The organism is Ruegeria sp. HKCCD7221 (assembly GCF_013031225.1).
Classification (GTDB): Bacteria; Pseudomonadota; Alphaproteobacteria; order Rhodobacterales; family Rhodobacteraceae; genus Ruegeria.
Genome location: NZ_WPZE01000009.1, coordinates 1 through 23,244 on the forward strand (window position 1 = coordinate 1; position 23,244 = coordinate 23,244).

Annotated in this window: 22 protein-coding genes and 1 pseudogene; 13 read left to right on the forward strand and 10 right to left on the reverse strand. The window is 55.9% G+C overall.

Annotated features, from left to right (window positions below; genetic code table 11):
• Nucleotides 1-287: 287 nt before the first annotated feature.
• From GOX73_RS17415 to GOX73_RS17425, 3 genes are read right to left on the reverse strand one after another with little or no spacing between them, the layout of a single operon-like run.
• Nucleotides 288-1,346 (reverse strand): GTP-binding protein, encoded by a 1,059-nt coding sequence (locus GOX73_RS17415; RefSeq protein WP_254429241.1) that lies wholly within the window; start codon nucleotides 1,344-1,346, stop codon nucleotides 288-290.
• 4 nt (nucleotides 1,347-1,350) lie between these two features.
• Complete coding sequence (gntH, locus tag GOX73_RS17420) at nucleotides 1,351-2,823, reverse strand: guanitoxin biosynthesis MBL fold metallo-hydrolase GntH (protein WP_171125551.1); 1,473 nt, start codon at nucleotides 2,821-2,823, stop codon at nucleotides 1,351-1,353.
• 10 nt (nucleotides 2,824-2,833) lie between these two features.
• A complete protein-coding gene (locus GOX73_RS17425; RefSeq protein ID WP_171125552.1) occupies nucleotides 2,834-3,067 on the reverse strand; it encodes a hypothetical protein in 234 nt (77 codons plus the stop codon).
• A 99-nt stretch (nucleotides 3,068-3,166) separates the two neighbouring features.
• Between GOX73_RS17425 and GOX73_RS17430 the strand changes: the two genes are divergently transcribed.
• The 6 genes from GOX73_RS17430 (at nucleotide 3,167) to GOX73_RS21065 (ending at nucleotide 7,824) form a co-directional block, all read left to right on the forward strand.
• Complete coding sequence (locus GOX73_RS17430) at nucleotides 3,167-4,561, forward strand: hypothetical protein (protein WP_171126728.1); 1,395 nt, start codon at nucleotides 3,167-3,169, stop codon at nucleotides 4,559-4,561.
• A 108-nt stretch (nucleotides 4,562-4,669) separates the two neighbouring features.
• Nucleotides 4,670-4,918 carry a hypothetical protein gene (locus GOX73_RS17435; protein WP_171126729.1) on the forward strand — a complete coding sequence of 83 codons (249 nt, stop codon included), beginning with the start codon at nucleotides 4,670-4,672 and terminating at the stop codon, nucleotides 4,916-4,918.
• A 40-nt stretch (nucleotides 4,919-4,958) separates the two neighbouring features.
• Complete coding sequence (locus GOX73_RS17440; RefSeq protein ID WP_171126730.1) at nucleotides 4,959-5,867, forward strand: LysR family transcriptional regulator; 909 nt, start codon at nucleotides 4,959-4,961, stop codon at nucleotides 5,865-5,867.
• Between the two features lie 92 nt (nucleotides 5,868-5,959).
• A complete protein-coding gene (gene speB / locus GOX73_RS17445) occupies nucleotides 5,960-6,922 on the forward strand; it encodes an agmatinase (protein ID WP_171125560.1) in 963 nt (320 codons plus the stop codon).
• 77 nt (nucleotides 6,923-6,999) lie between these two features.
• Entirely contained in the window at nucleotides 7,000-7,275 is a 276-nt protein-coding gene (locus GOX73_RS17450) for a hypothetical protein (RefSeq protein WP_171125562.1), read from the forward strand.
• Nucleotides 7,276-7,512: 237 nt separating this feature from the next.
• Complete coding sequence (locus tag GOX73_RS21065; protein WP_371808193.1) at nucleotides 7,513-7,824, forward strand: hypothetical protein; 312 nt, start codon at nucleotides 7,513-7,515, stop codon at nucleotides 7,822-7,824.
• On the opposite strand, the gene GOX73_RS17460 is transcribed toward GOX73_RS21065, so the two are convergent.
• The 3 genes and pseudogenes from GOX73_RS17460 to ccoG form a co-directional block, all read right to left on the reverse strand.
• Nucleotides 7,725-9,140 carry a tetratricopeptide repeat protein gene (locus tag GOX73_RS17460; RefSeq protein ID WP_217351017.1) on the reverse strand — a complete coding sequence of 472 codons (1,416 nt, stop codon included), beginning with the start codon at nucleotides 9,138-9,140 and terminating at the stop codon, nucleotides 7,725-7,727. The genes GOX73_RS21065 and GOX73_RS17460 overlap by 100 nt on opposite strands.
• 645 nt (nucleotides 9,141-9,785) lie before the next feature.
• Nucleotides 9,786-10,031 carry an HAD hydrolase-like protein gene (locus tag GOX73_RS17465; RefSeq protein WP_171126727.1) on the reverse strand — a complete coding sequence of 82 codons (246 nt, stop codon included), beginning with the start codon at nucleotides 10,029-10,031 and terminating at the stop codon, nucleotides 9,786-9,788.
• Nucleotides 9,977-10,855 (reverse strand): annotated as a pseudogene (gene ccoG, locus GOX73_RS17470) (cytochrome c oxidase accessory protein CcoG); the annotation flags it as partial. The pseudogene ccoG and the gene GOX73_RS17465, both read right to left, overlap by 55 nt.
• A gap of 252 nt (nucleotides 10,856-11,107) precedes the next feature.
• Here ccoG and GOX73_RS17475 point away from each other — a divergent pair.
• Entirely contained in the window at nucleotides 11,108-12,508 is a 1,401-nt protein-coding gene (locus GOX73_RS17475) for a PLP-dependent aminotransferase family protein (protein ID WP_171126731.1), read from the forward strand.
• A gap of 260 nt (nucleotides 12,509-12,768) precedes the next feature.
• Here the strand turns inward: GOX73_RS17475 and GOX73_RS17480 are convergent, their stop codons facing one another.
• Nucleotides 12,769-13,125 (reverse strand): DUF983 domain-containing protein, encoded by a 357-nt coding sequence (locus GOX73_RS17480; protein WP_171125568.1) that lies wholly within the window; start codon nucleotides 13,123-13,125, stop codon nucleotides 12,769-12,771.
• Between the two features lie 283 nt (nucleotides 13,126-13,408).
• Nucleotides 13,409-13,873: a phosphate-starvation-inducible PsiE family protein gene (locus GOX73_RS17485; RefSeq protein ID WP_217351018.1), complete on the reverse strand. Its 465-nt coding sequence runs from the start codon at nucleotides 13,871-13,873 to the stop codon at nucleotides 13,409-13,411.
• 402 nt (nucleotides 13,874-14,275) lie between these two features.
• Here GOX73_RS17485 and GOX73_RS17490 point away from each other — a divergent pair, with 402 nt between their 5' ends.
• The 6 genes from GOX73_RS17490 to GOX73_RS17515 are packed head-to-tail and all read left to right on the forward strand — an operon-like array spanning nucleotide 14,276 to nucleotide 21,328.
• Nucleotides 14,276-15,463: an acetyl-CoA C-acyltransferase gene (locus GOX73_RS17490; RefSeq protein WP_171126733.1), complete on the forward strand. Its 1,188-nt coding sequence runs from the start codon at nucleotides 14,276-14,278 to the stop codon at nucleotides 15,461-15,463.
• 6 nt (nucleotides 15,464-15,469) lie between these two features.
• Nucleotides 15,470-16,195, forward strand: coding sequence for an IclR family transcriptional regulator (locus tag GOX73_RS17495; protein ID WP_171125572.1), 726 nt, complete (start codon nucleotides 15,470-15,472; stop codon nucleotides 16,193-16,195).
• A 19-nt stretch (nucleotides 16,196-16,214) separates the two neighbouring features.
• Complete coding sequence (locus tag GOX73_RS17500) at nucleotides 16,215-18,275, forward strand: 3-hydroxyacyl-CoA dehydrogenase NAD-binding domain-containing protein (RefSeq protein WP_171125574.1); 2,061 nt, start codon at nucleotides 16,215-16,217, stop codon at nucleotides 18,273-18,275.
• 2 nt (nucleotides 18,276-18,277) lie between these two features.
• Nucleotides 18,278-19,465: an acyl-CoA dehydrogenase family protein gene (locus GOX73_RS17505; RefSeq protein ID WP_171125576.1), complete on the forward strand. Its 1,188-nt coding sequence runs from the start codon at nucleotides 18,278-18,280 to the stop codon at nucleotides 19,463-19,465.
• 3 nt (nucleotides 19,466-19,468) lie between these two features.
• Nucleotides 19,469-20,527 carry an acyl-CoA dehydrogenase family protein gene (locus GOX73_RS17510; RefSeq protein ID WP_171125578.1) on the forward strand — a complete coding sequence of 353 codons (1,059 nt, stop codon included), beginning with the start codon at nucleotides 19,469-19,471 and terminating at the stop codon, nucleotides 20,525-20,527.
• A 3-nt stretch (nucleotides 20,528-20,530) separates the two neighbouring features.
• A complete protein-coding gene (locus GOX73_RS17515; RefSeq protein WP_171126735.1) occupies nucleotides 20,531-21,328 on the forward strand; it encodes an oxepin-CoA hydrolase, alternative type in 798 nt (265 codons plus the stop codon).
• 202 nt (nucleotides 21,329-21,530) lie between these two features.
• Here the strand turns inward: GOX73_RS17515 and GOX73_RS17520 are convergent, their stop codons facing one another.
• Nucleotides 21,531-22,217 carry a hypothetical protein gene (locus GOX73_RS17520; RefSeq protein WP_171125582.1) on the reverse strand — a complete coding sequence of 229 codons (687 nt, stop codon included), beginning with the start codon at nucleotides 22,215-22,217 and terminating at the stop codon, nucleotides 21,531-21,533.
• A 395-nt stretch (nucleotides 22,218-22,612) separates the two neighbouring features.
• Nucleotides 22,613-23,098, reverse strand: coding sequence for a bacterioferritin (gene bfr / locus GOX73_RS17525; RefSeq protein ID WP_171125584.1), 486 nt, complete (start codon nucleotides 23,096-23,098; stop codon nucleotides 22,613-22,615).
• Nucleotides 23,099-23,244: the final 146 nt, after the last annotated feature.

The following is a 23,244-nucleotide window of genomic DNA, read 5'->3' on the forward strand; positions in this document are numbered from 1 at the left end:
GAATCGCTGGGCGAGGTCGCCGAATACGCTGGGGCTTCGATCCTGAAGCGGTGAAATCCAGTCGGGGTGCGACCTTGATCCAAACTCTGTGAGAGGGGTCGCACACGCAGGACGAAAATGACGAATACCCTGAATCCTCACCCTTGCGCGCATTGAGTGAGAAGCTCAGCGCCAAGTGAGTACATTAAGATAAGATTACGGTTGCTTAATATTGCGGTTGGAGCCTTGCAGGGAAACCGCTCACGGACCACCTAATCGGGTATCCCATTGGACAAAATCAGAGGCGATCAGGATGAAAAAGGTGGTGTTGACCAGCATTGTTGGCGGATCGTTGTTCTTGGCGGCATGTGGGGCCCCAACAACGCCAACTCGGTTTCCAACAACGCATCGGAAAGCGCGTGTTCCGAAAGGGCGCCCGGTGCGCCAATTGCGACGAGCCTTGTCTCGGGTTTTCGGCTGCCCCACGCCCCATCCCGTGCGATGTCCATACGCTTTCCGACGACTTGTACAAGGATGCGATGATCCGGATCCTCTTGGCTGAAGACAAAACCCTTCAGGCGATAGACGTTGCCGGGAAGCTTTCGAATAGCACTTCGAAGAGATGACAGGCTTATCGGGTTTTCAACTTTCATCATGATCGTCGAAAAGCTGTCTGAATGATCAGCGTGACGACAGTCGCAGTCGGGGCCATGTTCATGATGATCAGGTATCTCTGCTTCAAGTTGTTCTGCCGCAAAGCGGCCAACGGAAAGAAGTATGTCCAGTGGGACGTTCGCATTGACGGCTTCGACAAGACGATATCGCCTGAAACGAGAGCCAAGCCAATCATGCACCTTCTGAACTGTGGCCCTGTCGACAAGATCGACCTTGTTCAAAATAACCATGTCGGAAAATGCGATCTGACGAAGCTTGAGTTCCATCTGTTCCGGCGCGGCAAATAATTGTTCCGCATCAACAAGACACATGAGGCTGTCCAGGCGGATCATGTCCTGGAACCGCTGATCCGTAAACGTCATTGCGATTGACGACGGGTCCGATACGCCACTTGCTTCAAGAACGATGTATTCCGGTTTCTCAGGCCGGGCGAGAACGGATTCCACAGTCTCAATCAGATCATCCCGGATCGAGCAGCAAACGCAGCCATTCGCCAGACTCATCACATCATCTTCAAGGCCAACAACGAGATCAGCATCGACGTTGATGGATCCAAAGTCATTCACCAGAACCGCGACCCGCAGCCCGTGATTGCCTGTCAGGATACGGTTCAAAAGTGTTGTCTTACCGGCCCCAAGAAAGCCGGTAAGGATTGTAACAGGGATTGCGGATGCCGAGCCGAATTCGATCATGTAGTCACTCCGCCTTTTTCTTGCGGTTCGGGATGACGTCATCGACCTTGATGACGAAATCGCTGGGCCATTCTGGATTGGGGGCCCGGAACACGTCGGCTGGATAGTACTCCTTGGGATCAATCTCCATATCGCGGTATTTCTGGTCCTGCTGTTCCGCCCGTGATGACCGGGGTGCCGGTGGCTTGATTTCGTCCGGCAAGGTGATCCTGCCTTCGGCTTCCATTTTGCCCAATTCGCGGAATGGCGCGACCGAGCCGGATTTCCCCGGAAGCGTTGCCTTCCGATACCAGATTGCATCCTTTGTGACGTTTACGACGGCGACATCCAACCCCCAAGCGAATAGCCCGTCATAGTGGGCTCGGATTCCCGCCAGCATCTCGGCATCAATGTCCTCGTCCTGCGTATAGTGCGTTACCATTGCAAGCCGTGGGCGCGCCTCAGCCATCATCTTACCGACCGCATAGTGCGAGGTGTGGTGGGTATCGATTGTGTAGTTGAACAGTTCTTGCGGCAGGCCGTATTTGTAGGTCATCAACTGACCGATATCCTGACCGGACATTTCGGTGACAAACACGTCGACGCCTTTGCCGTACTCAAGGCTCAGTTCATCGGGACGGCCATCGCCGGTCCAAACAAAGCTCAGGCCGTTCCAATCCAAACGATAGCCAACAGCGCCGTCCTTGGCATGACTGCGCGGCCAGGACCGAACCGTGACGCCGTCTTCGTCATAGACAATGCCGCCTTCTTGACGGAAATCGAATTCATTTACGTCGATCTCGTACCCGTCCCCGATTGGGAAAACGTCAAATGCCTCCAGATGCCATTTGAGCATCTGTTGCATGCCTTTTACCATTCCGGCAGTACCAAGTTCGGGCGTCCGACCAGAGGGGCCGTGAATGCGCAGCGGTGTGTATCCACCTGACCACGCCCGGAATGGGTAGATGTAAGGAATATCGGCGTAGTGATCGACATGCAGGTGTGTGATGAAGATGTCATTGATCAACTGACCCGGAACCTGCATCCCGATGATATTGCGAACGCAGCCCGATCCGAAATCGAAGAAGAACCGTTTTCCATTGCCCAATTCCACCATGATACATGTCCCGGCCTGATCTTCACGGGGTGGAAATGGAGTTGAACCACAGAATGAAATCCGCATCTCGTCAGGCCCGAGTTCCTCGGACAGCGGGAAATAGTTCGCGTTCGAGCCTGTCATGTATTTCGTGGGGCGAAAATACTCTGGCAAAGTGATGCCCCCGGCAGGCCTGCCGCCGTAAGGGTTCTTAAGGGTTTCACCCAGTGGTCCATTGCCTTGGTGCGCTTGCGCTTCGCCTGTACCGTAACTGACCGCTCCGGTTGCGACTGCACCTGCGGCCAACCCCTGAATAACGTGCCGCCGTGAAGGGTTTTCGATTTCGTCAGATTGCTGGTTCGGATTGTTCTTAATATCTTTGCTGTTGTCTTCTTTTGTCATGGCCATGCCCTCAATTGGAAATGCTACGAGGATCGCGCTTCACCATCCGGCGAAGCTCGTTCACGAGTTCAGATTTGATGTGGGCCCATTCCGCGCGCTCTGAGGCTGTGATGGATACGTCATCCAATTGCGTCGAAACCTTCCGTAGGTCTTCGATGACTTCTTTCAGCAACGCATCCGCTTTGATACGCCCTGAAAGCACTTCGGAAAGTTCTGGTATCTCTTCAATCAGATCCACCGCCACTGGATAAATCCCGGTTCCCACTATCTATTCTCACATCCAGATGAGTGTGGTTGACCGCATCGGCCAAGTGAGTCACCGTGAGTTGGGGGTGAGTTTGCCTTGAACACAGTCAATGATTTGCAGATAGATCAAGATGTTGGGCAGCCGTCGCCGGATCTTGTCCGCGAAGCACTCGCGCGTGTTGTATCAAGCGAAGAGTTTCAGGCTTCGCCCCGCCTCCAGCAGTTTCTTACCTACGTTGTCGAGGAAACTATCGCGGGTCGCGGCCCCCAGATTCGGGGTAAAGCAATCGCTGTCGAGGTCTATGGGCGCCGCATTGACGGTTCTGGCGGTCAAAACCTTGTTCGTGTCGAAGCCAGACGGCTGCGTCGATTACTGCGTGAGTACTATGACGACCACTGGGATGGTACCGGCGTTCAGATATTTGTCGATCCTGGCGGCTACAAACCTCGATTTTCGTACGAGGCCCCGCCTGAAGATCGCACCGAAAATGTTAGAACGCACAAAGGTGCTGGGCGGCGTTCCTGTCTCGCATTGCTTTTCGGATTTGGGGCTCTCGCTTCTGTCGCTGGCCTTGGGATTTGGCTCGGCTGGGAACGCAACGAGTCTATGCCAACATCCAATTTCAGAGAGCAAGCGGAACGAGCCGCACTTGGCGAGCAGTCTTTGACGCGATTGCAGGCGTCTAACCTTGCGGATCAGGCGCGCGGCATGTTTTTCCCCGTCTTTGACGCTGAACGTCAGCGGATCGCACTAGGAATGTTCCAGCACGCGACCGAACTCGACCCTGCGCTGTCCGACGGCTACGCCGGTTCGGCGCAGGTTTTGGCGACTCTGGCATTGTTGTCACCGGATGAAGCGCAGAGAGAAGAGCTTATTGGCCAAGCTTCGAAAATGTCAGGGAAGGCGCTTGAATTATCCCCAACTGATGCGTGGGCGAATGCTGCAAATGGATGGGTATTGGCTGTAAGCGGTCAGTCAAACGACGCTTTGAAATTTGCGAAGATTTCGATCGAACTGACCCCATCGGACGGCCATGTTTTGGATCTTGTTGGAATAACGGCCATTGTTGCCAATGCACCCGAGCTTGCAGCCCAAGTCAGCAACCCCGAGAGACCCCGAACGGGATCTGGCCGATTTGGCGCAAGAAACATCTGGGGGGTCTCGCAGCTTATGCTCGGGAATTACGAAAGTGTTGTCGAAGCCTTTCAAGGCGCTCCAGCCGCCGGCGCCCCTGTCAGCGCCCCTTCTTTGCTGTTTCAAGCTGTTGCGCAAAACAAATTAGGAAACTCAGAGTCTGCGCGACAACTTGTTACTGAAATGCGAAAGACGTGGCCCGAGTTTCCTTACGAACTTCTCACCAACAGAATCTTTCCAAATGCTGGTGCGACCCGAAATTCAATATTCGAAACACTAGAAGTGTATGATCAATTGGGTTGCAAGAATCCGTGTCACGGGCGCGTAAGGTCAAGCGTTAGCGTGTCCGACGAGTAAGGATTGTCTGAACGGGACTTTTCATATCTGGCCGGATCTATCTGCGCCGAGATCAGCGCACCAATTGCTGCAGTTTTTGTACCCAGGGCTCGTCCTTTGGCTGCGCCAATGTCCCCAGTTCTGCCCCGCGCCATATCCGGAAATGGCCAACTCGGGCGCGACGAGCAGATCGGAGCCCTCTGCCTTGGCATCGCGCATGGCCTGTTCCAACCGGGTCTAACGGTCTTGGGGGGTGCCGCCCGCCTGCATCTGAAATGCGGTGATTTTCATGTTCGACCCCTTGTCGTGGTGCAGTTGGATCAAAAATTCAGCGTTTCCTTTCGCGACCGTATTCAGAATGCCGGATTCAACAAATAGTGCGTTGCAAACGGATACATTCCTCAGGCTCAATGAAAAGATGAAAATAACTGGCTCAGACATCCATCTTTTGACCGTATTTAACAGTGTGGTGCGCAATCGGGGTTTTTCGGCTGCGCAGGTTGAGCTTGGCATCAGCCAGCCGACGATCTCAAACCATATTACTGCGTTAGAGGAGCGTTTGGGCGTGCGCCTGTGTCAACGCGGGCGCCGCGGGTTCCTGCTGACCGAAAAGGGTCAGATGGTGCATGAGATAGGCATGGCTCTGCTTGGGTCTTTGGACGAACACTCGACCCATCTGGCCGAGTTGAAAGGCAATATGGTGGGCCGTCTGAAGCTGGCGGTGGTTGACGCCACCACAAGCGACAAAAATTTCAAGCTGCCGCAAGCAATAAAACGGTTCACCGAAGCCGCGCCCGCAGTTCGGATTGATCTTTCGATTTCCGAGCCGCAGGAGATTCTACAAGGTATTCTGGACGGTAGTTACCACATTGGGATTGGGAGTTTTGATAATGTTGGTAACGGGTTAAGTCTGACCGATTTATACGATGAAAACCACGCGCTCTATTGTGCGGGTACACATCCTCTTTTTGGCGCCCTCGCAGAAGAGATCACCGAGGATGTGATCGCACGTCAGGCCTGGGTGCATCGCGGATACTGGAATCAGCAAAGGCGGAAGACCCTGAAACCGTCCGAAAGGGACCTGTTTGTGCAGAAAATCGAAGCTCAGCTCATCTTGGTTCTGAGCGGAGCCTATGTCGGTCTGTTGCCCCTGCATTTGGCAACCCCACTGGAGCGCGAGGGCCGTGTCCGGCGTCTGCCCAATAGCCACGGCGACTTTACCTGCACCATGCAGATTGTCACCCGCTCCGGGAGCCTGCCTAACGTCAATGAGCTGTTCATTTCAATTCTCGAAGGGGTTTATAGGCCAAATTACATTGGGAAATGAAAATGTAAGAGTTTGCGCAACGGTATTTTTCGAGCGCCCGCCTCTGGTTAAGGTCTGGCGATAGTCGAAAAAACAGCGCGACGGGAACCACAATGCCAGACACCGCAAGGCCGCATTTCAATCAACCTTTGGGCGGAAATGAGATGCCGCGTTTCGGGGGTGGAACCACGATGATGCGGCTTCCGGCTCAGGATACAGCGCAGGGGCTGGATGCTTGTTTCGTTGGGATTCCAATGGATATCGGTACGTCGAACAGAACCGGTACACGTTACGGCCCACGGGCAATTCGCGCTGAAAGCTGCATGTTGCGGCCCTTTAATATGGCCACCGGCGCGGCACCTTTTGCCAATATGCAGGTGGCGGATATCGGGGACGTAGCGATCAACACCTTCGATCTGAAAAAATCCGTGGACATCATCACCGACGCCTATGATCAGATCCTCAGCCACAACACCGTGCCGATCACGCTGGGCGGTGATCACACGCTGACCTATCCTGTGCTACGCGCGATTGCCCGCAAGCACGGCCCGGTGGCCTTGATCCATGTCGATGCGCATTCAGACACGAATGACGAGATGTTCGGCGAAAAGATCGCCCATGGCACCCCCTTCCGGCGCGCGGTCGAAGATGGGTTGCTGCAAAATGAAAAAGTTTTTCAGATCGGGTTGCGCGGCACGGGTTACGCGCCCGATGATTTTGACTGGGGCCGCAAACAGGGTTTTATCGTCATTCAGGCCGAAGAATGCTGGCACAAGTCTCTAATCCCCTTGATGCAAGATATCCGTGCAAATATCGGAGATACGCCCACTTATCTGACCTTTGATATCGACAGTCTGGATCCGGCCTATGCCCCCGGCACTGGCACGGTTGAAATGGGCGGGCTGACCAATATCCAAGCGCTTGAGATCGTGCGTGGTTGTGCCGGGCTCAACCTTGTCGGAACCGATTTGGTCGAGGTCTCGCCGCAATACGATGTCAGCGGCTGCACCGCGCTGATCGGGGCCAACCTGGCCTATGAAATGCTATGTGTTTTGCCCGGAAACCAGGCCAATTAACGGCACTAATAGGAGACCGCAATGCCACAATCACCTTTCCGCGCCGCCGCTTTCTGGGTACTGCCGCCGCCCTTTCCGTGCCTACGATCGTCAGCGCCGCACAGCCGCTGAAGGTCGGAACCTATGGCGGGTTCTTCAAGGACAGCTTCAAGCAGTTCATCTTTTCTGAGTTCACCAAGGCCACAGAGATCGAGGTGAACTCGGCCGCCGTTCCCACGGGCGAAACTTGGCTGGTGCAGATCAAGAACGTCGCCCGCGCCAAGACCGCGCCTGCGGACGTCTCGCTGATGGCTGGTATTCCGCGAAGCAACGGGGCCGCCCACCGAAATCGCCCAAACTTGTGTCGGCCATGATTGGGTCGCATCCCTATATCCTGATCGCGAACTCCGAACATTCTTTGGCGGGGTTAAGCGCAGTGTCGTCCTAAGCGATTTTGCAGGGAACGTTCATCGCCCGAGAAGAGGGATTGGGCACCCGGATGCTGATGGCGCGCTATCTGGACGACATGGGAGCAGGGCAAAGCTATCGGGTTTCGGTTATGGGGTAACGAAACCATCAAACAGGCCGTGAATGCAGGGCTGGGTATTGCTATGCTGTTCAAACATACGGTTATGGAAGAGCTGAAAACCGGGCGTCTGGTCAGCCTGAACCTGAACGTTCTGCCGCTGCAGCGGCATTGGCATCTTATTCAGCCACTCAATATACCGGGCGCGCCCGCAGCAAAAACAATCTGGGGCGAGATTTGTGAAATGGAAGGTAGTTTCCTGCCCCGACAGATCAGGGGCAGGGGTCTGCCGGCTTGTCAGGCCGAGGCAAGCACGTCGGCCTTCGACGTGGCCCGAGCTGCGCCGCTGTTATCGCCTAATCCTTTCAACGCGCGCGCGACGGCTCGCCAGTTTTGAACAGACGTTGGCTTTAATCCGGCGCGCTCATTGGCCAACCCCAGCGCCAGATCATAGCGTTTGTCGCGCAAGGCGGCCTCCAGCAAGGTCCAGCCGATGATGTCCCGCTGGGCAAAGCTGCCGCCCAAGCGGTGGGTCATATAACGGACCGGCAACAAGCGTTCGACGCAAGCGGAATAATCTTCGCGCTTAAAGTCCTGAATTGCCATGCAAAAAGGCATTCCTATTTCGCGGCTCATTGCAGCGTTCGCGTCCGAGGCGCTTTCGAGATAGCGTTTGTTGGCGTGGATCAACAGGTCTTGTGCCTCTAACCGGTCGTCAGACGCAAATGTCATCATCGCGTGCACATCATTGAATGCATAAAGCGTGTCCTGGGCCGCCGGTTCCCATTTGTTGGCCAGATGCACCCAGCGGTCGCCCGAATCCTGACCGGCCAGATTCATACGCCACAGCAGGGCCGCCGCATCCAGCTCTTCGTATTTGTTGCCATCCTTCTGGCGGGAATCCAGGTGGTGATCAAAGATATCGTAGACCTGATCATATTGCTCCAGATCGAGGTGATATAGCGAGGTGTGCCACCATAGGTGGTTTGCGAAATTAGACGTGCCCCAGACGTCAGCGCGATCTTTCATGAACTTGATGCCGCAGGATTGCTGTCCGCGCATCTCCATCACATGGCTTACTGCGTGAATCGCATAGGGGTTGTCAGGCCGGATATCCAATGCCTGTCGTGCCAGATCTTCGGCATGGGTAAAGTCGCGGTTTTCTTCCAACCCAAAAGCGTAGAAGCCCAGAACAAACTCATAGCCCGGAATATCGGGATCCCACAGGTTGAAGACACGGGCGGCCACGTCGCGCTGCCCCGGGACATCGCCAAGCAAAACCATGGTGTAGTGGATCAGACCAAGCGCAAACAGATCCTTAGGGTATTGCGTCAGAACGGCCTCCCACTTCTGTAAGGCCCCAAAAAAATCACCAGCCGCCCAGGCTTTGACAGCCGCCAGGTGACCCTGCTCGCGTGTGTTGGCCTGGTCTGACAGTTGTTCCGCGCGCGTGATCGCTTCGATGAACTGCGGGTACACGCGCGTTTCCATGAACTGTGTCAGCCATCCAGCCTTGAACAGCCACCCCATGACGAAGCGGGGATGCTCGGCCAAAATCGCTTCAATGCCGGCAATTGCGTCTCCGCGGAAGGACAAGGATTGTTCAATCGCCCGTTCCAACCCCTCGATGGCCGATGCGTCGCCATAAGAAACCGGTACCCCGCGAATATCCTTTGAGGACCGCGGAGTGCCTTGCATTTGATCGAGCGCCATTTTGTCGTCCTTAGCCGCTGTCAATAAACATATCTCTTATTCGAACCGCTCGCGCTTATTGGGCAAGCGTTGTCTGCACCATTTCGGGCTGGCCTTGTCCTCGTTTATGCCACAGGCGGTACCTGACCGAGTATGAGCTTCGCTGATTTGTGAAGGGGAGTGTTAGTTTCGTGTTCAGATTGGGTCAGCGAGCGCAGATTATTGCATCACAAAAGGAATTTCGGCAGGAATCGGTTAAAATTTGAAACATGTGCCAAAAAGTCTGAAATAATTCTGAAATAATATTGACGAGAAAACACACCCCTTGGACCGCCAATAATTGACTTTGGCGGTTCAAGGGGTGAATCGACTCTGGGTGTATCAGGGCGACCGGGCGTTTTCGGAGTCGGCTAATAGTGCGCCCACAAAACCCGGCATGCCGTCGTGGTGGGAAAAGGATTGGGTATGCGGAATCAACCCGACCGGTTTCTTGCGATATTCTTCGGTGAACAGCAAAAACGGAACCTACGCACGCATTTCGGCCTCGGCATCAACCCCGCTGTCGCCGACAAAAATCTCAGGCCCCGGTGGCAGGTCTGCATAGGCCGAATACAGGGGAGCCGGGTCGGGGTTATGTACAGACGGTCTGTCCCCGGCGCACACGACCTAAAAATATTCTTCAAGATCAAGATGCTTAACGACGTCCATGCAGGGGACCGTTGGCTTGTATTTGCAAATTCCCAGGTTGTGACCTCCCTGAACCAGCGCATCCAGCGCCTGTTTGACGCCCGGATATATTAGCGTCAAATGAACGGCTTCCTGATAGCCTTCTTTGAACTTGCCCAATATCCGGTCATGATCCGCGTCATCACGTCGTTGCAGGCGTCGATGTACAAAGCGCAGGTGATGCATTCCATCTGTGATCCGTTCCTGATGTCGATTCCTTTCGGGCAGACATTCACTCAGCCCTTGCAGTCAATGCAATTGCCGGCATCCAATGTGTTGGCTTTGCCTCGCGGCTCTCCCCGCCAGTCACGATAGCCTACAACCAGAGTGTGTTCATCGATCATGGCAGCCTGAATGCGCGGCCCCGGGCAGGCATAAATGCAAATGTGCTCACGCATGAAGTCGACAAAGATGAACGTTGACAGCGTCACGAAACCGATGGTGCCGTAGGCGGCCGGGTGGGCAAAAAATGCGACCAGATCAGCCAGAAACGTTGGCGCGTTGGCGAAATAGATAACCCAAGCTCCGCCAGGCCCGACACTGATTAGCTGCCAGATGGTCCGTTTGGTCAAGCTCAACCGCCACTTCTGCAGGGTCCACGTGCTGCGATGCAGCCTGAGCCGCGCATTGCGGTCCCCTTCAATCCATCGCTCGACCAGAATGAACAAATCGGCCCAGACAGTCTGCGGGCAAGCGTAGCCGCACCAAACGCGACCCAGCGCCGATGTGAACAGGAACAGTCCCAGACCCGCCATAATGAACAGGCTCGCGACGAAATAGAATTCGTGCGGCCAGATCTCGATCCAGAAAAAGTAAAGCCAACGGCTGGCAATATCGACCAGTACCGCCTGATCAGACAGGTTTGGACCCCAATCCCACCTGAGCCATGGGGTGACGTAATATATGCCCAGCGTAACGATCAGGATCACCCATTTGAGGCGGCGATGATAGCCTGACACCTGACGGGGAGATATGGGTTCGCGCGGAGCACATAGTGAGGGAGACGACATCCGTTACTTCTTGATCTTGCTTGGATTGTACCCAAGTTAGGTTCTGTCGGTTTTTGCATACCGCTGTGCTGCAATCGGGTGCGAAACACTGTGCTATTGCCTTGAAAGGTTGGAATGAAACGTCGAAAGTCTTTCCGTTTTTCGTTTACTTGCGCTTCTTTCTGCCCGGCGGCCATAAGGGCGGCACAAGCGTGATTGATGCATTTTAATATGCATACAAAGGGCATATAAATGCAGACAAGGAGTGAAGCAATGAATGACAGCACGCCAAATGTCGCATGGGTTCCAGCCGTCGAAGAAGGCAACGGCCCTATGTACCTTGCGATTGCTGAAGCCATTGCGCGCGATATTCGTGCGGGCGTCCTGCGCCCCGGTCAGCGGCTTCCGCCACAGCGCGCGCTGGCCAGTGTTCTCGGCATTGATTTCACGACCGTCAGCCGGGCGTATTCGGCTGCAGGAAAAGACGGTTTGGTCGAGGGGCGCGTGGGGCAGGGCACCTACGTCAAAGAGTCCAGGCCTGCCAATCCGGTGGCTTCGGACAGCGCAAAAAACCAGACTGTCGATATGAGCATGAACGTGCCTCCCCGGTTAGAGGATGCTGGGCTGGTGCGCAGTATGTGGCAGGGCTTTGATGCGCTTCGATCCGAACATGGGGTTGAGTTTCTGATGCGCTACCAGATGCCCGGTGGCAGTCATGAAGACCAACAGGCCGCGCAGTTCTGGCTTCAGCGCCATCTGGGGCTTCAGCCGCATGATGACATCATCATTTGCAATGGTGTGCAGGGCGCAACCTGGACTATTTTGTCGCTCATACTCGAGCCGGGCGATACGATATGCTGCGAAGAATTGACTTATCCCGGCCTTCTGGCGCTTGCGCGGCACCTGAAGCTGAACGTTGTGCCGATCCCAATGGATGCGGACGGTCTGGACCCCGACGCGCTGGATGAGGTTTGCCAGACCGCGAAGCCCCGTGCCATTTACGCCACGCCGACCTTGCACAACCCGACGACGATCACAATGCCCGTCGCACGGCGCGCGCGTATTGCCGAGGTTGCCCGCAAGCACGATCTTCACATCATTGAAGACGATGCCTATGGGGTGCTTGCAAGCACGGCGCCGGATCCGCTTTGTGCCATTGCGCCAGAGCGGACGTGGTACGTATCATCCCTTTCAAAGTGTCTGGCACCGTCGCTTCGCGTTTGCTTTATGGTGCCGCCATCCGGCACGTCGAATGACAGCGTCAGGCGGGCGATGCGCGCAAATGGCAGCGTCGTGTCACCGATTTCTGCAAGGTTGGCAACGAATTGGATCACCTCTGGCCTGGCCGACAAAATTTTGTCCGCGATCCGGTTTGAGACTGAACGGCGGCAGGGCGTACTGCATCAATCTCTGCCGGATATTCGTGTTCCAAAGGACGCATTTCATGTCTGGCTTCCGCTGCCGGGCGGGTGTTCCGCCATAGAGTTTGTTCTGAAGCTGCGCGGCTCGGGGCTGGGGCTTGTGCCCGGTGCAGCTTTTGCGCTTGGCAAGGCGCCAAATGCGGTCCGGGTTGCGCTTGGGTCTCCTGATACCGCGGCGAATTTGGGGACAGCATTGCGCAAACTGGTCGATGCGTTGGAAAACGCGGATCAGCACGATTGGATGGTTGTCTGAAAGTCCAAACGCTCACGGTAGATTCAGCCAGATTAAGAAAAGATGGACGTGGGTTCTGTTTCGCTTGAGGCGACAGGAAAAACCATCGCAGAACTTACTGCGACGGCTCATCTTTTTTGCTGAAATAGCCCTTGCGAGCGTCGCGTGACTGAAGGTTGAGGGAGATCATGTTGCGTAGCTGGGCTTTCCGGAAGGGAGTTGCGCAACCGACTAGGGCCTTGATCTGTCCGAAAAGCCTAGGCTTGCTTGGCAAGCCTGCCTTAGAACCCGTGCATGTGTTTTGCCCACTGAAGCCCAATTAGCGCGCCCTTGAACCGTGGCAGCAAGAACAGGGATAACGCAACTGCACCGGCGGATGTCACCGTCGCCATAACCAACGGCGTAGGTTCCCAGACAGACCAGATAATATGCAGCGCAAAGCCTGCTAAGTGACCAACGATCAAAATCGTAAAATACGCAGGGCCATCATCGGCGCGCGCGTGTGTCAGATCAAGGCCGCACACAGTGCACGTATCATTCACCTTTAGGTACTTGTGAAGCACGTGCCCTTTGCCACAGTTCGGGCATTTGAGAGCAAAGCCCCTGCGCAGGGCTGATCGTGTGTCTCTTTCTTCCATTTCCGAATCCAGCCATCAAAGATAAATTCTCGGGGTGTATGGCATACAAAAGCCAAACATTGTAAGCAAAATGTCACTTTTTGTATGTATATTTTGACGCATGCGTTTGCAAATGGCGGGCGACTGTAACCTGCCGTCCACTCAACACATGGCCGCAATTCTTTAAGATCGACGAGTACTACCTGACCTAAACGACGCAGCGCCCAGATTGTTGGACTGATCCGAACAAATCCGGGCGGCAATCAGTTTGTGCAGAATGCTTGTAGGGGGTGGGCGGTTCCGCTCATGGTTTTCTTGCTATGAGCCAGTACGTTACGCCCAACGCCAGACCGATCGCTGCATATCCAAGAAAGTAGTGAGAGTCCAAGCTCTTGTCGTCCAGCGTGATGATCTTTCGAGCGACCGCCATCAAGGCTGTCGCGACTACAAGCTTGATATGGATGACGTCGGCGGTCAGGTAGAGCGTGATATTTGTATAGATTTCGATCGCGATCAATACGACCAGAACAGCACTGAATACCGCCAGAAGATCGCTAACCTCCAGAATGTACAAAGGTGGTTCCATAAATTTCTGATAGGTTGTGAAACCGGCATCAATAATTGCCAACAAAATAATGCCGAGCATGAGGACAGATAACGCTCGAACGCCGTGGCGGATCATGCGGTTGCACCATCGAACGATAGCGTCCTCGTGGTTGGGATCCAGCTCTACGTGTTCTGGGACAAATTTGTTTTCACCGCCACTCATCGTCGTCTCCAATAGTAATTTTCTGTGCAAGCAACGGATATTGCACCAAATTGAATCGCTCACTTTTCTTTGATGTAATCCTCCCATGAATTGGAATTGCTTTTCCAGTCTGATCTGCCGGTCGTCAAAACAACGCGTTAGGCTGTTCTGGAAATGCCAATCCGACCCATTTGAATGGGGGTTTTGAGTGAGACTGTCGATCTTATAATTCCGCTATGCGGAACACTAAACCGCATATTGACTAACTCAGATCTTGGAGCTAGAACAACGGCGCTGCATCTGAGGAGAGTGTATTGCGCCAAACCCACCAGCTGATCGAAGAACAGGCAGCGAGCGAATTATCCCACAAGAAAGTTGGGGCTTTCGCGGACACACCGGCACAATTGATCAAAGAGGTTGAGAATGCTTGACGCATATATTTACGATGGGCTGCGCAGCCCGTTTGGTCGGCACGGCGGTGCGCTGGCATCGGTCCGGCCCGATGATCTGGCATCACAGGTTTTGGACGCGCTGGTTAAACGCAGCGCATTCGACGCGTCCGAGATCGAAGACGTCATTCTTGGCAATGTCTGCCAGTCGGGCGAAGACAGCCGCAACGTGGCCCGCTACACCGCATTACTGGCCGGTCTGCCGGTTGAGGTTGGCGGTCAGACCGTAAACCGCCTGTGTGGTTCGGGCATGTCAGCCGCTTTGGACGCCGCGCGTTCAGTTACAATTGGCGAGGCTCCTTTGTACGTCGCAGGCGGTGTCGAAAGCATGACCCGCGCCCCCTTTACCATTGCCAAGTCCGAAACCGCCTATGCAAGGCAAACACAGATCTTTGACAGTGCCATCGGTGTGCGCTTTCCAAATCCGCGCATCGCTGAGATGCATGGGGAATACCCGATGCCAGAAACCGCTGATAATCTGGCCCAGGACTATCAGATCACACGTGAGGCGTCGGATCAATTCGGATACAACTCTCAGGCCCGGTACGAGGCGGCCCGAGCGCGTGGCTTCTTTGATGCCGAGATCACCCCGATCACCATCAAGGGGCGCAAAGGGGCGACCCATGACGTTGGGCAGGACGAACATCCCCGCCCGGATACACAACTTGAGAAGATGTCGGCTTTGCGGACGATCTTCCCCGAGGGGGTGACGACTGCCGCCAATGCCTCGGGCGTTAATGATGGTGCGGCGATGCTGATGATCGGCGCCAGAACCGACCGTGCCGCGCCGCGCGCGCGGATTGTGGCCGGAGCCATCGCAGGCGTACCGCCCCGGATCATGGGAATCGGCCCGGCGTTCGCAGTCCCCAAGGCGCTGGAGCGCGCCGGTCTGACTTTGGATGACATGGACCTTATCGAGATTAACGAAGCCTTCGCGGCACAGGTTCTGGCCTGCTGCAAACACTTAGAGATTGATCCCGCTGACAGCCGCCTGAACCCCAACGGTGGTGCGATTGCGGTTGGTCACCCTCTGGGTGCGTCGGGTGCGCGGATCGTGCTGACCGCGATGCGGCATCTTGAGGAAACGGACGGGCGTTACGCCTGTCTGTCCATGTGCATCGGCGTGGGGCAGGGGATCGCCCTGATCCTGGAGCGCGTGTAAGCCCACATGTCGGACGCGGAAAGAGATCGCCGGTTTGCTTCGACCCTCGCCAAAGGGTTGCAGGTGATGCAGGCGTTCAAGCCCGGTGATGTCTCGCTGGGCAACCGCGAGTTGGCAAGGCGCACAGGAATGCCCCCATCCACCGTGGCGCGGATGACCTTCACCCTTGCCTCGATGGGGTTTTTGGAGCAGTTGCACCCGTCCGAGGCCTACCGGCTTGGGCCTTCGGCCATGGCGCTTGGATACACAGCACGCGCCGGGCTGTCCTTTCTGCCAATGGCCGAAAACGTGATGCAGCAACTGGCTGACGACACCGGTGTGTTGGTTGCGCTGTCCATGCGTCACGGCGATGCGGCCATGTTGACCCGCTGTTGGAGGCCGCGCAACGCATCGTCGCTGTGGCTGAGCGAGGGGCACCGGCTTCCGATGGAGCAAAGCGCCCCCGGTCGCGCCATTCTTGCCGCTGACCCAACGCTGGTTGCCGAAACTGAACAGGCACGGGCCGACCGCGAACATCTTGAAAGCAGAGGTTATGTAATTTCCTACGGAGGCTGGAACAGCGGCGTCAATGCTTGCGCTGTCCCGTTCCAAACCGCCCTGGGCACGCAGCCATTTGCCTTTCTGTGCGGTGCCAATGCCTCTGATCTGAATACCGAAAAACTGGAACGGGTTGTGGCGCCACGGCTGCGCGACACGGTGCAAACACTCAGGCATAGCCTTGGGTACATGTGATAGAAAGCAGGAGATTTTTATGACTGCGGTCGAAATTCGCAAAGAGGGTGAGGTCGCCCTTGTCAAGATCGACAGCCCTCCGGTCAATGCCGCCGGATATGACGTACGCGTCGGGCTGGTGAATGCAATTCAGGACGCGGCATCGGACGACGCAATCAAGGTCATCGCTCTTTTTGCTGCGGGTCGAACCTTTGTGGCCGGTGCAGACATCCGTGAGTTTGGCCAGCCGCCGAAACTGCCCGGCCTGCCCGAGGTTTGCGACCTGCTGGAGGCAAGTGCCAAGCCGATAGTCTGCGTTTTGCACGGGACGACACTGGGCGGCGGTCTTGAGATCGCTCTGAGTTGTCAGGCGCGGGTCGGCATCAAGGGCCTGAAACTGGGCCTGCCCGAGGTTAATCTGGGTTTGCTGCCCGGCGCAGGTGGGACTCAGCGTTTGCCCCGGCTTGTGGATGGTAAGACGGCTTTGACCATGATCACCTCGGGCAAGCCGATCTCGGCCGAAGCGGCACTGGAAGCTGGGCTGCTGGATGATTTGCAGGATGGTGACCCCGAGGCGGTTGCCCTGGCTGCTGGTCAGCAGGTTCTGGACGGCACACTCAAAACCCGCGTTACGGCTGAACAAGACAACCGCATCACCGCAGATGAGTTGAACACGTTCCGCGCCAAGGCAAAGGGCGAATTGGTAACCCGCGCATTGAAAGCGGCAGAGGCAAGCAGCCTTCCGCTGTCCGAAGGGTTGCAGGTAGAGCGTGACCTTTTTGTCGAAGCATTGGGCAGCAATGCTCATAAGGGCCTGAAACATGCGTTCTTTGCGGAACGCGCCGTGGCGCATATCCCCGAAGCCAAGGCGGACGCACGTGACCTGAAGTCTGGTGGTGTGATTGGTGGCGGTACCATGGGGTCGGGCATTGCAACGGCGATGTTGCTGGCCGGGATGCCTGTTACGCTGATTGAAATGGAAGAGGACCGCGTTGCTTTTGCCCGTGAGACCATCACCAAGAACCTCGACGGTGCAGTCAAACGCGGAAAACTGACCGAGGGGCAGCGGGACGCCGTTTTAGGCATGCTGACCTGCACCACCGATATGGCCGCTCTGGCGGACGCAGATGTGGTGATCGAAGCGGTATTCGAATCCATGGACGTAAAACGCGAGGTTTTCGGGAAGCTGGACCAGATCTGTAAACCGGGGGCTGTTCTGGCGACGAATACTTCGTATCTGGACGTCGATAAAATCGCGGCGACAACCAGCCGGCCTCAGGACGTGATCGGGTTGCACTTTTTCTCGCCCGCCCATGTGATGCGTTTGCTGGAAGTTGTGGTAGGTAAAGAGACCGCGCCCGAAATCGTCGCCACCAGCTTTAGGTTGGCCAAGAAACTGCGCAAAATCGCCGTGCGGTCAGAGGTTTGCGACGGCTTTATCGGCAACCGTATTCTGGCACATTACCGCAAGTCTTCCGCCTATATGCAACTGGACGGTGCGCCGTTTGAACAGATCGACGCCGCGCTTGAGGGTTTTGGCTTTGCGATGGGTCCCTTTGCTGTATCGGACTTGGCAGGGCAGGATATCGGCTGGGCCACGCGAAAGCGGCAGGCAGAGTTCCGCCCGGCCGAGGAGCGCTATGTCGAGATCGCCGACCGGGTCTGCGAGCAGGGCTGGTTTGGACGCAAGAGCGCTAAGGGTTTCTATATTTATGACGGCAAGACCCGCAGCGTGAACCCTGCCGTGGCCGAGTATGCGCAGGTCGAGCGCGAGGCCAAAGGTATCTCGCCCCGCAAATTTACTGATGCCGAGATCGTGGATTGCTATATGGCCGCGATGGTGTCCGAGGCCGCGCGAGTGGTCGAAGAAAAGATCGCCCTGCGCCCCATCGACGTGGATGCGGTTTTCCTGTTCGGTTACGGCTTTCCGCGCCACTGGGGCGGACCATTGCAATATGCAGACATCACAGGGCTGGATGTTCTGGTTCAGCGCATCGAGGAATACGCGAAAGAAGACCCGTATTACTGGCAGGTTCCAGCCCTGCTGCGTGAGCTGGCCGAGGCTGGCAAATCCTTTAACGATCTCAACAAGGAGGGCTGAGGATGGACCTGAGCTTTACCCCAGAAGAAGAGGCGTTTCGCGCCGAAGTCAAAGCGTTTCTGGCCGAAAACCTGTCCGAGGCACTGGCTGCCAAGGGTCGCAATGGTGAAGAACTGACCAAGGCGGATATGGAAGGTTGGCACGCCACGTTGCAAACACGCAATTGGCTGGCCGCTACCTGGCCAGTGGAATACGGCGGCCCCGGCTGGAGCGCGGTCGAGCGCCATATCTTCGAAGAAGAATGCGCAATGGCATTTGCCCCGCGTATCGTGGCTTTTGGCGTAAGCATGCTGGGGCCGGTTCTGTTGAAATTCGGCTCGGACGCGCAAAAGGCCGAATTTCTGCCGCGCATTCTGGACGGGACCCATTGGTGGTGTCAGGGATATTCCGAACCGGGTGCCGGGTCCGATTTGGCCAGCTTGAAAACACGCGCGGACCGTGATGGGGATCACTATGTGATCAACGGTCAAAAAACCTGGACCACGCTGGGTCAGCACGCCGATAAGATCTTTTGCCTTGTGCGCACCTCTTCCGAGGGCAAGCCGCAGGAAGGGATCAGTTTTGTGTTGGTGGATATGAACACGCCCGGTATCGAGGTTCGCCCGATCAAACTGTTGGAAGGCGGGCACGAGGTGAACGAAGTGTTCTTCACCGATGTCCGTGTGCCGGTGGCCAATCTGGTGGGCGAGGAAAACAAAGGTTGGACGATCGCCAAGTATCTGCTGACCCATGAGCGGACCAATATCGCCGGAGTGGGTTTTTCACTTCGTGACTTGGACCGGCTGAAGCGGCTGTCGAAGCAGTTGCACCGGATGGGCAAACCCTTGGCTGAAGACCCGGTTTTCGCGGCTGAGATCGCCGAGGTGGAGATTGATCTGGAAGCCATGCGGGTGATGAACCTTGCGATGTTGTCCGCGGCCAAGGAAGGCGCTGCGCCGGGGATGCAAAGCTCGATGCTTAAGATTAAGGGAACGGTCATCCGTCAGCGCATCCACGGCCTGACCAAATCCGCGTTGGGGGCCGCCGCTGCGCCATTCCCGGCCACCGAGCTGTCGGACAACGCCCGCACAGTGCCCGAAGAAGCCACCGCATCGGCGGCCACGTACTTTAATAATCGCAAACTCTCGATCTTTGGCGGATCGAACGAGATTCAGCGCAACATCATCGCCAAAGACATGTTCCGGAGCTGAGCCATGGATTTCAAACTGACCGAAGACCGGCAGATGCTGTCGGACACGTTGCGCCGCTACCTTGCGGACCAGTACAACTTTGAAACGCGCAACGGCTTGATCGAAACCGCGCCGTATCATTCCCCAGCGAAATGGGCAGAGTTGTCAGAGCTTGGCCTGATCGGCGCCTTCGTTCCCGAGGATCAGGGCGGTTTCGGCGGCGCTGGTTTCGACATCACAACCGTGTTCGAGGAACTTGGCCGCGGCCTCTGTCCTGAACCTATTCTTGCCACGCTCATGAGCGTGCGTGCCGCGGCTGATTGCGGTGCCGAGCAACTGGTCGAGGACATGATCGCAGGCACAAAACGTTTGACCTTTGCGGTGTTTGAGCCGGACGCGGACAGCTTGCCGCTGATCCGAACCAGCGCAGACAAGTCCGGCGATGGTTGGGTGCTGAATGGCCGGAAATCTGTGGTCTATGGCCTGCCGGGGGCCGATGGCGCTCTGGTCGCGGCGCGAACCGAAGCCGGGGTTGGACTGTTTCTGGTCGATAGCCCCGAAACCATCGACTATGCCATGATCGACGGCGGTGGCGCGGGGGAGTTGATCCTCGACAGCGCGGCGGCCACCTGCATCAGCGAAGATGCCGGGAATATCATCGAAGCTGCACTTGACGCTGGCCGTCTGGCGCTGTGCGCCGAGGCTGTGGGTGTCATGGAGGTTCTGGTCGGCATGACGGTCGACTACCTCAAACAGCGCAAACAGTTCGGTCGCCCAATCGCAAGCTTTCAGGCGCTGCAACATCGCGCGGTGGATATGGCAATCGAGATCGAACAATGTCGGGCGATCACCATTCTGGCGGCAAGCAAGCTGGCAACGGATGAGGCGGGTAAATATGTCGCGATGGCCAAGAACCTGATCGGCCGCACCGGACTGCTGATTTCGGAAGAAAGCATTCAGTTGCACGGCGGCATCGGCATGACCTGGGAATATCCCGGCTCGCATTATGCCAAGCGGCTGTCGATGATCGACCACCAACTGGGCGACCGCTATGCTCAGTTGCACCGAGTGATGGCGGCCTGACCCATGAGCGAAGCTGTCTTGTTCGAGACCCAAGGGTCAACACTGATCATCACCATCAATGAGCCCGAGCGCCGCAATGTGCTGTCGCGCGCGGTCTATGAGCCTGTAGAAAAGGCCCTGAGCGATGCGGTTGCACCTGACTCCTCGGTTCGGGCCGTGGTGATCACCGGTGCCGGGCAGTTTTTCTCGGCTGGCGGCGATTTGCGTATGCTCAAGCAGCGACGCGAAATGCCTCTGCCGGACCGAGAAGAGCAGATTGAGTTTCTGCACAGCATGATCCGAACCGTCCGTGCCTGTCCGCTGCCGGTGATCGCGGCGGTAGAAGGCGGAGCTGCGGGGGCGGGGGCATCCCTTGCTTTTGCCTGTGACATGATAGTGGCCTCAGAAGGAGCTAAATTCACCCTGGCCTATGTCAACGCGGGGCTGGTCCCGGATGGAGGGGGGTCGGGTTTCCTGTCGATGAACCTGCCACGCCAGTTGGCGTCCGAAATGTGTTTGACGGGCCAGCCGGTCTTGACCGAACGGCTGTACGCCATGGGAGTTGTAAACCGGGTTGTTGCGCCCGGCGATGCCCTGAGCGATGCGTTGGACCTGACCGAAGCGTTGTCGCGCGGACCACGTCAGGCGCAGGCTTCTATCAAATCGCTAATTGCGGCGCCCGAACGGGAAGCATTCAACGCACATCTGCTGCGCGAGCGACGCCTTATGTCAATTGCCCTTGGCAGCGACGAAGCGCAGGAAGGTATTCGCGCGTTCGAGGAAAAACGCAAACCTGTCTTTCCTGATTCACACGGGTCTTAGGTTTGCTTGTTCCTGTTGGCCAAGGGTGGCGGAGTCCACACGCACTGACCTGCCGCCCTAACTGATTGCAGTGGCGAATATTTGGAAGTCTATCATCAGCTCCCGAGCCCGCCTGCGCGCCTGAGCGAACAAAGTTAAGGGGCGCGTTGGCCCGTACAAAGCCGGGTCTTGGTCCCTTAGCGATGTATGGTGAGCAGCGGTTCTATTCGCCTGCTGTTACGCCGTCAGAGTTCGGGCGGCCTTCGGGCAGCTCGGAAATGTTAGGCCACAGGCTTAGTATTTGTTGAGTGGTTACCGCCCAAGAGAAGTTCAGCCAAAACACCGCTCCGAGGAATTTGGCGCCATCTTCAAATAGGATGCGATACTGGCCGAGGTAGACCTGAATTGACTTCTGAAAGAAATCTATTCCGATCGAGGTCATAAAGAACAAACCCGCGATAACAAGGTGAATACTGGCCAGCCGTCCCAGATGACGGCGGTAAAGAACGACAGTACCCGCCAGGAACAAAGCGTACCCTCCAAAGAAAAACTTTTCACCAATGGGGAGCCGCTCGTGCAGCAAGAAAAAGTCATCGAGGCAGAACGCGGTCGAAAGAAATGTCAGGGCCAACAGAAATCTTCGTGACGCCATTGTATGTGGCGAGCCACTTAATAGGGCAAAGCCAAACGCAGTTACGGTCGCGCTGGCCATCCAGAACAGAACGCCCATATTCGAAAGAAACCCTGCATAAGACGGGGCTTTGAATTGTTGCGCAGGATCGCGGGTCAGGTAGCCAAAGTCTGACCCGGTCGTCCAAGAGATGCCGAAGACGATCAACAGGCTGATCAAGCCTACGGCAATGCTGAAAGGTGCAACGTCAAAAGCCGATACTTGAGTACGGTCCTGCATCAGATCAGAGCCATCTGGAAAGGCAGGTCAAATTTCGCGTTGTCATCCGATGTGGCATCGCCTGCGAAATTTATCCCTAGGTTCTTTTCATGTTTCAGCAGGGTTAGGGGAAAGAAAAACCTTGCTCGGCGGCCATTGTGAAACTCCGACCATCCTGCAAAGGCGTATTGCCAACCCAATCTTGCAAGACCCATCATACCAAAATAACCCAATGTGATTCTGTCTAAAACTGAGACTGATTTTTCAATAGTTCGCTATTTTCGGCAATATCCCTTAGCTTGTGAAACTTCACCTTACAGTTCACCGGTCGAAACCACCCGGGCAGGGGGCTCATCCGGCAGGACGTACGAACTACGCAAAATTGAAACCGCGTAACAGATGGTACGCTAATGCGCTTACTCCGCGTCTTCCATTTTGGTTGCGTTGAGTTGAGCGAACAATTCAGGCCCAACACGGTCATACAATTCCAGTTGGGTTTCGAGAAAGTCGATATGTCCTTCTTCGTCCGACATCAGGTTTTCAAACAGGTTCATCGAGACGTAATCGCCCGCATCCTTGCAGACATCTCGGGCCTCCTTGTAAAGGGCGCGTGCGCTTCTTTCGGCGGCTAGATCGCATTCCAGTGTTTCCCGCGGATTTTCACCGATCCGCAACGGGTCGAGTTTTTGAAGATTTGGATGCCCCTCAAGGAAAATGATCCGCTCGATGAGTTTGTCGGCATGTTCCATTTCCTCGATCGACTCTTCGCGGCTTTTCTTGGCCATGCTGCCAAGACCCCAGTCGTCCTGCAATCGGTAGTGCAACCAGTATTGGCTGACTGCTGTCAACTCGTGCCGCAAAGCCTTGTTAAGGTATTCTATTACTTTCTTGTCACCCTTCATCGCGGGCCTCCCTGAATCTGTCTGAAAAATGGTTTTGAACAATTCGTCTGAGTCAAGACTGTAACATCGGGAACTGCAATCTCCAAAGCGGTGCAAACCCCGCAATTTAACTGGTCGCAGGCCCGCATCGCTGAACTTAAATTAGG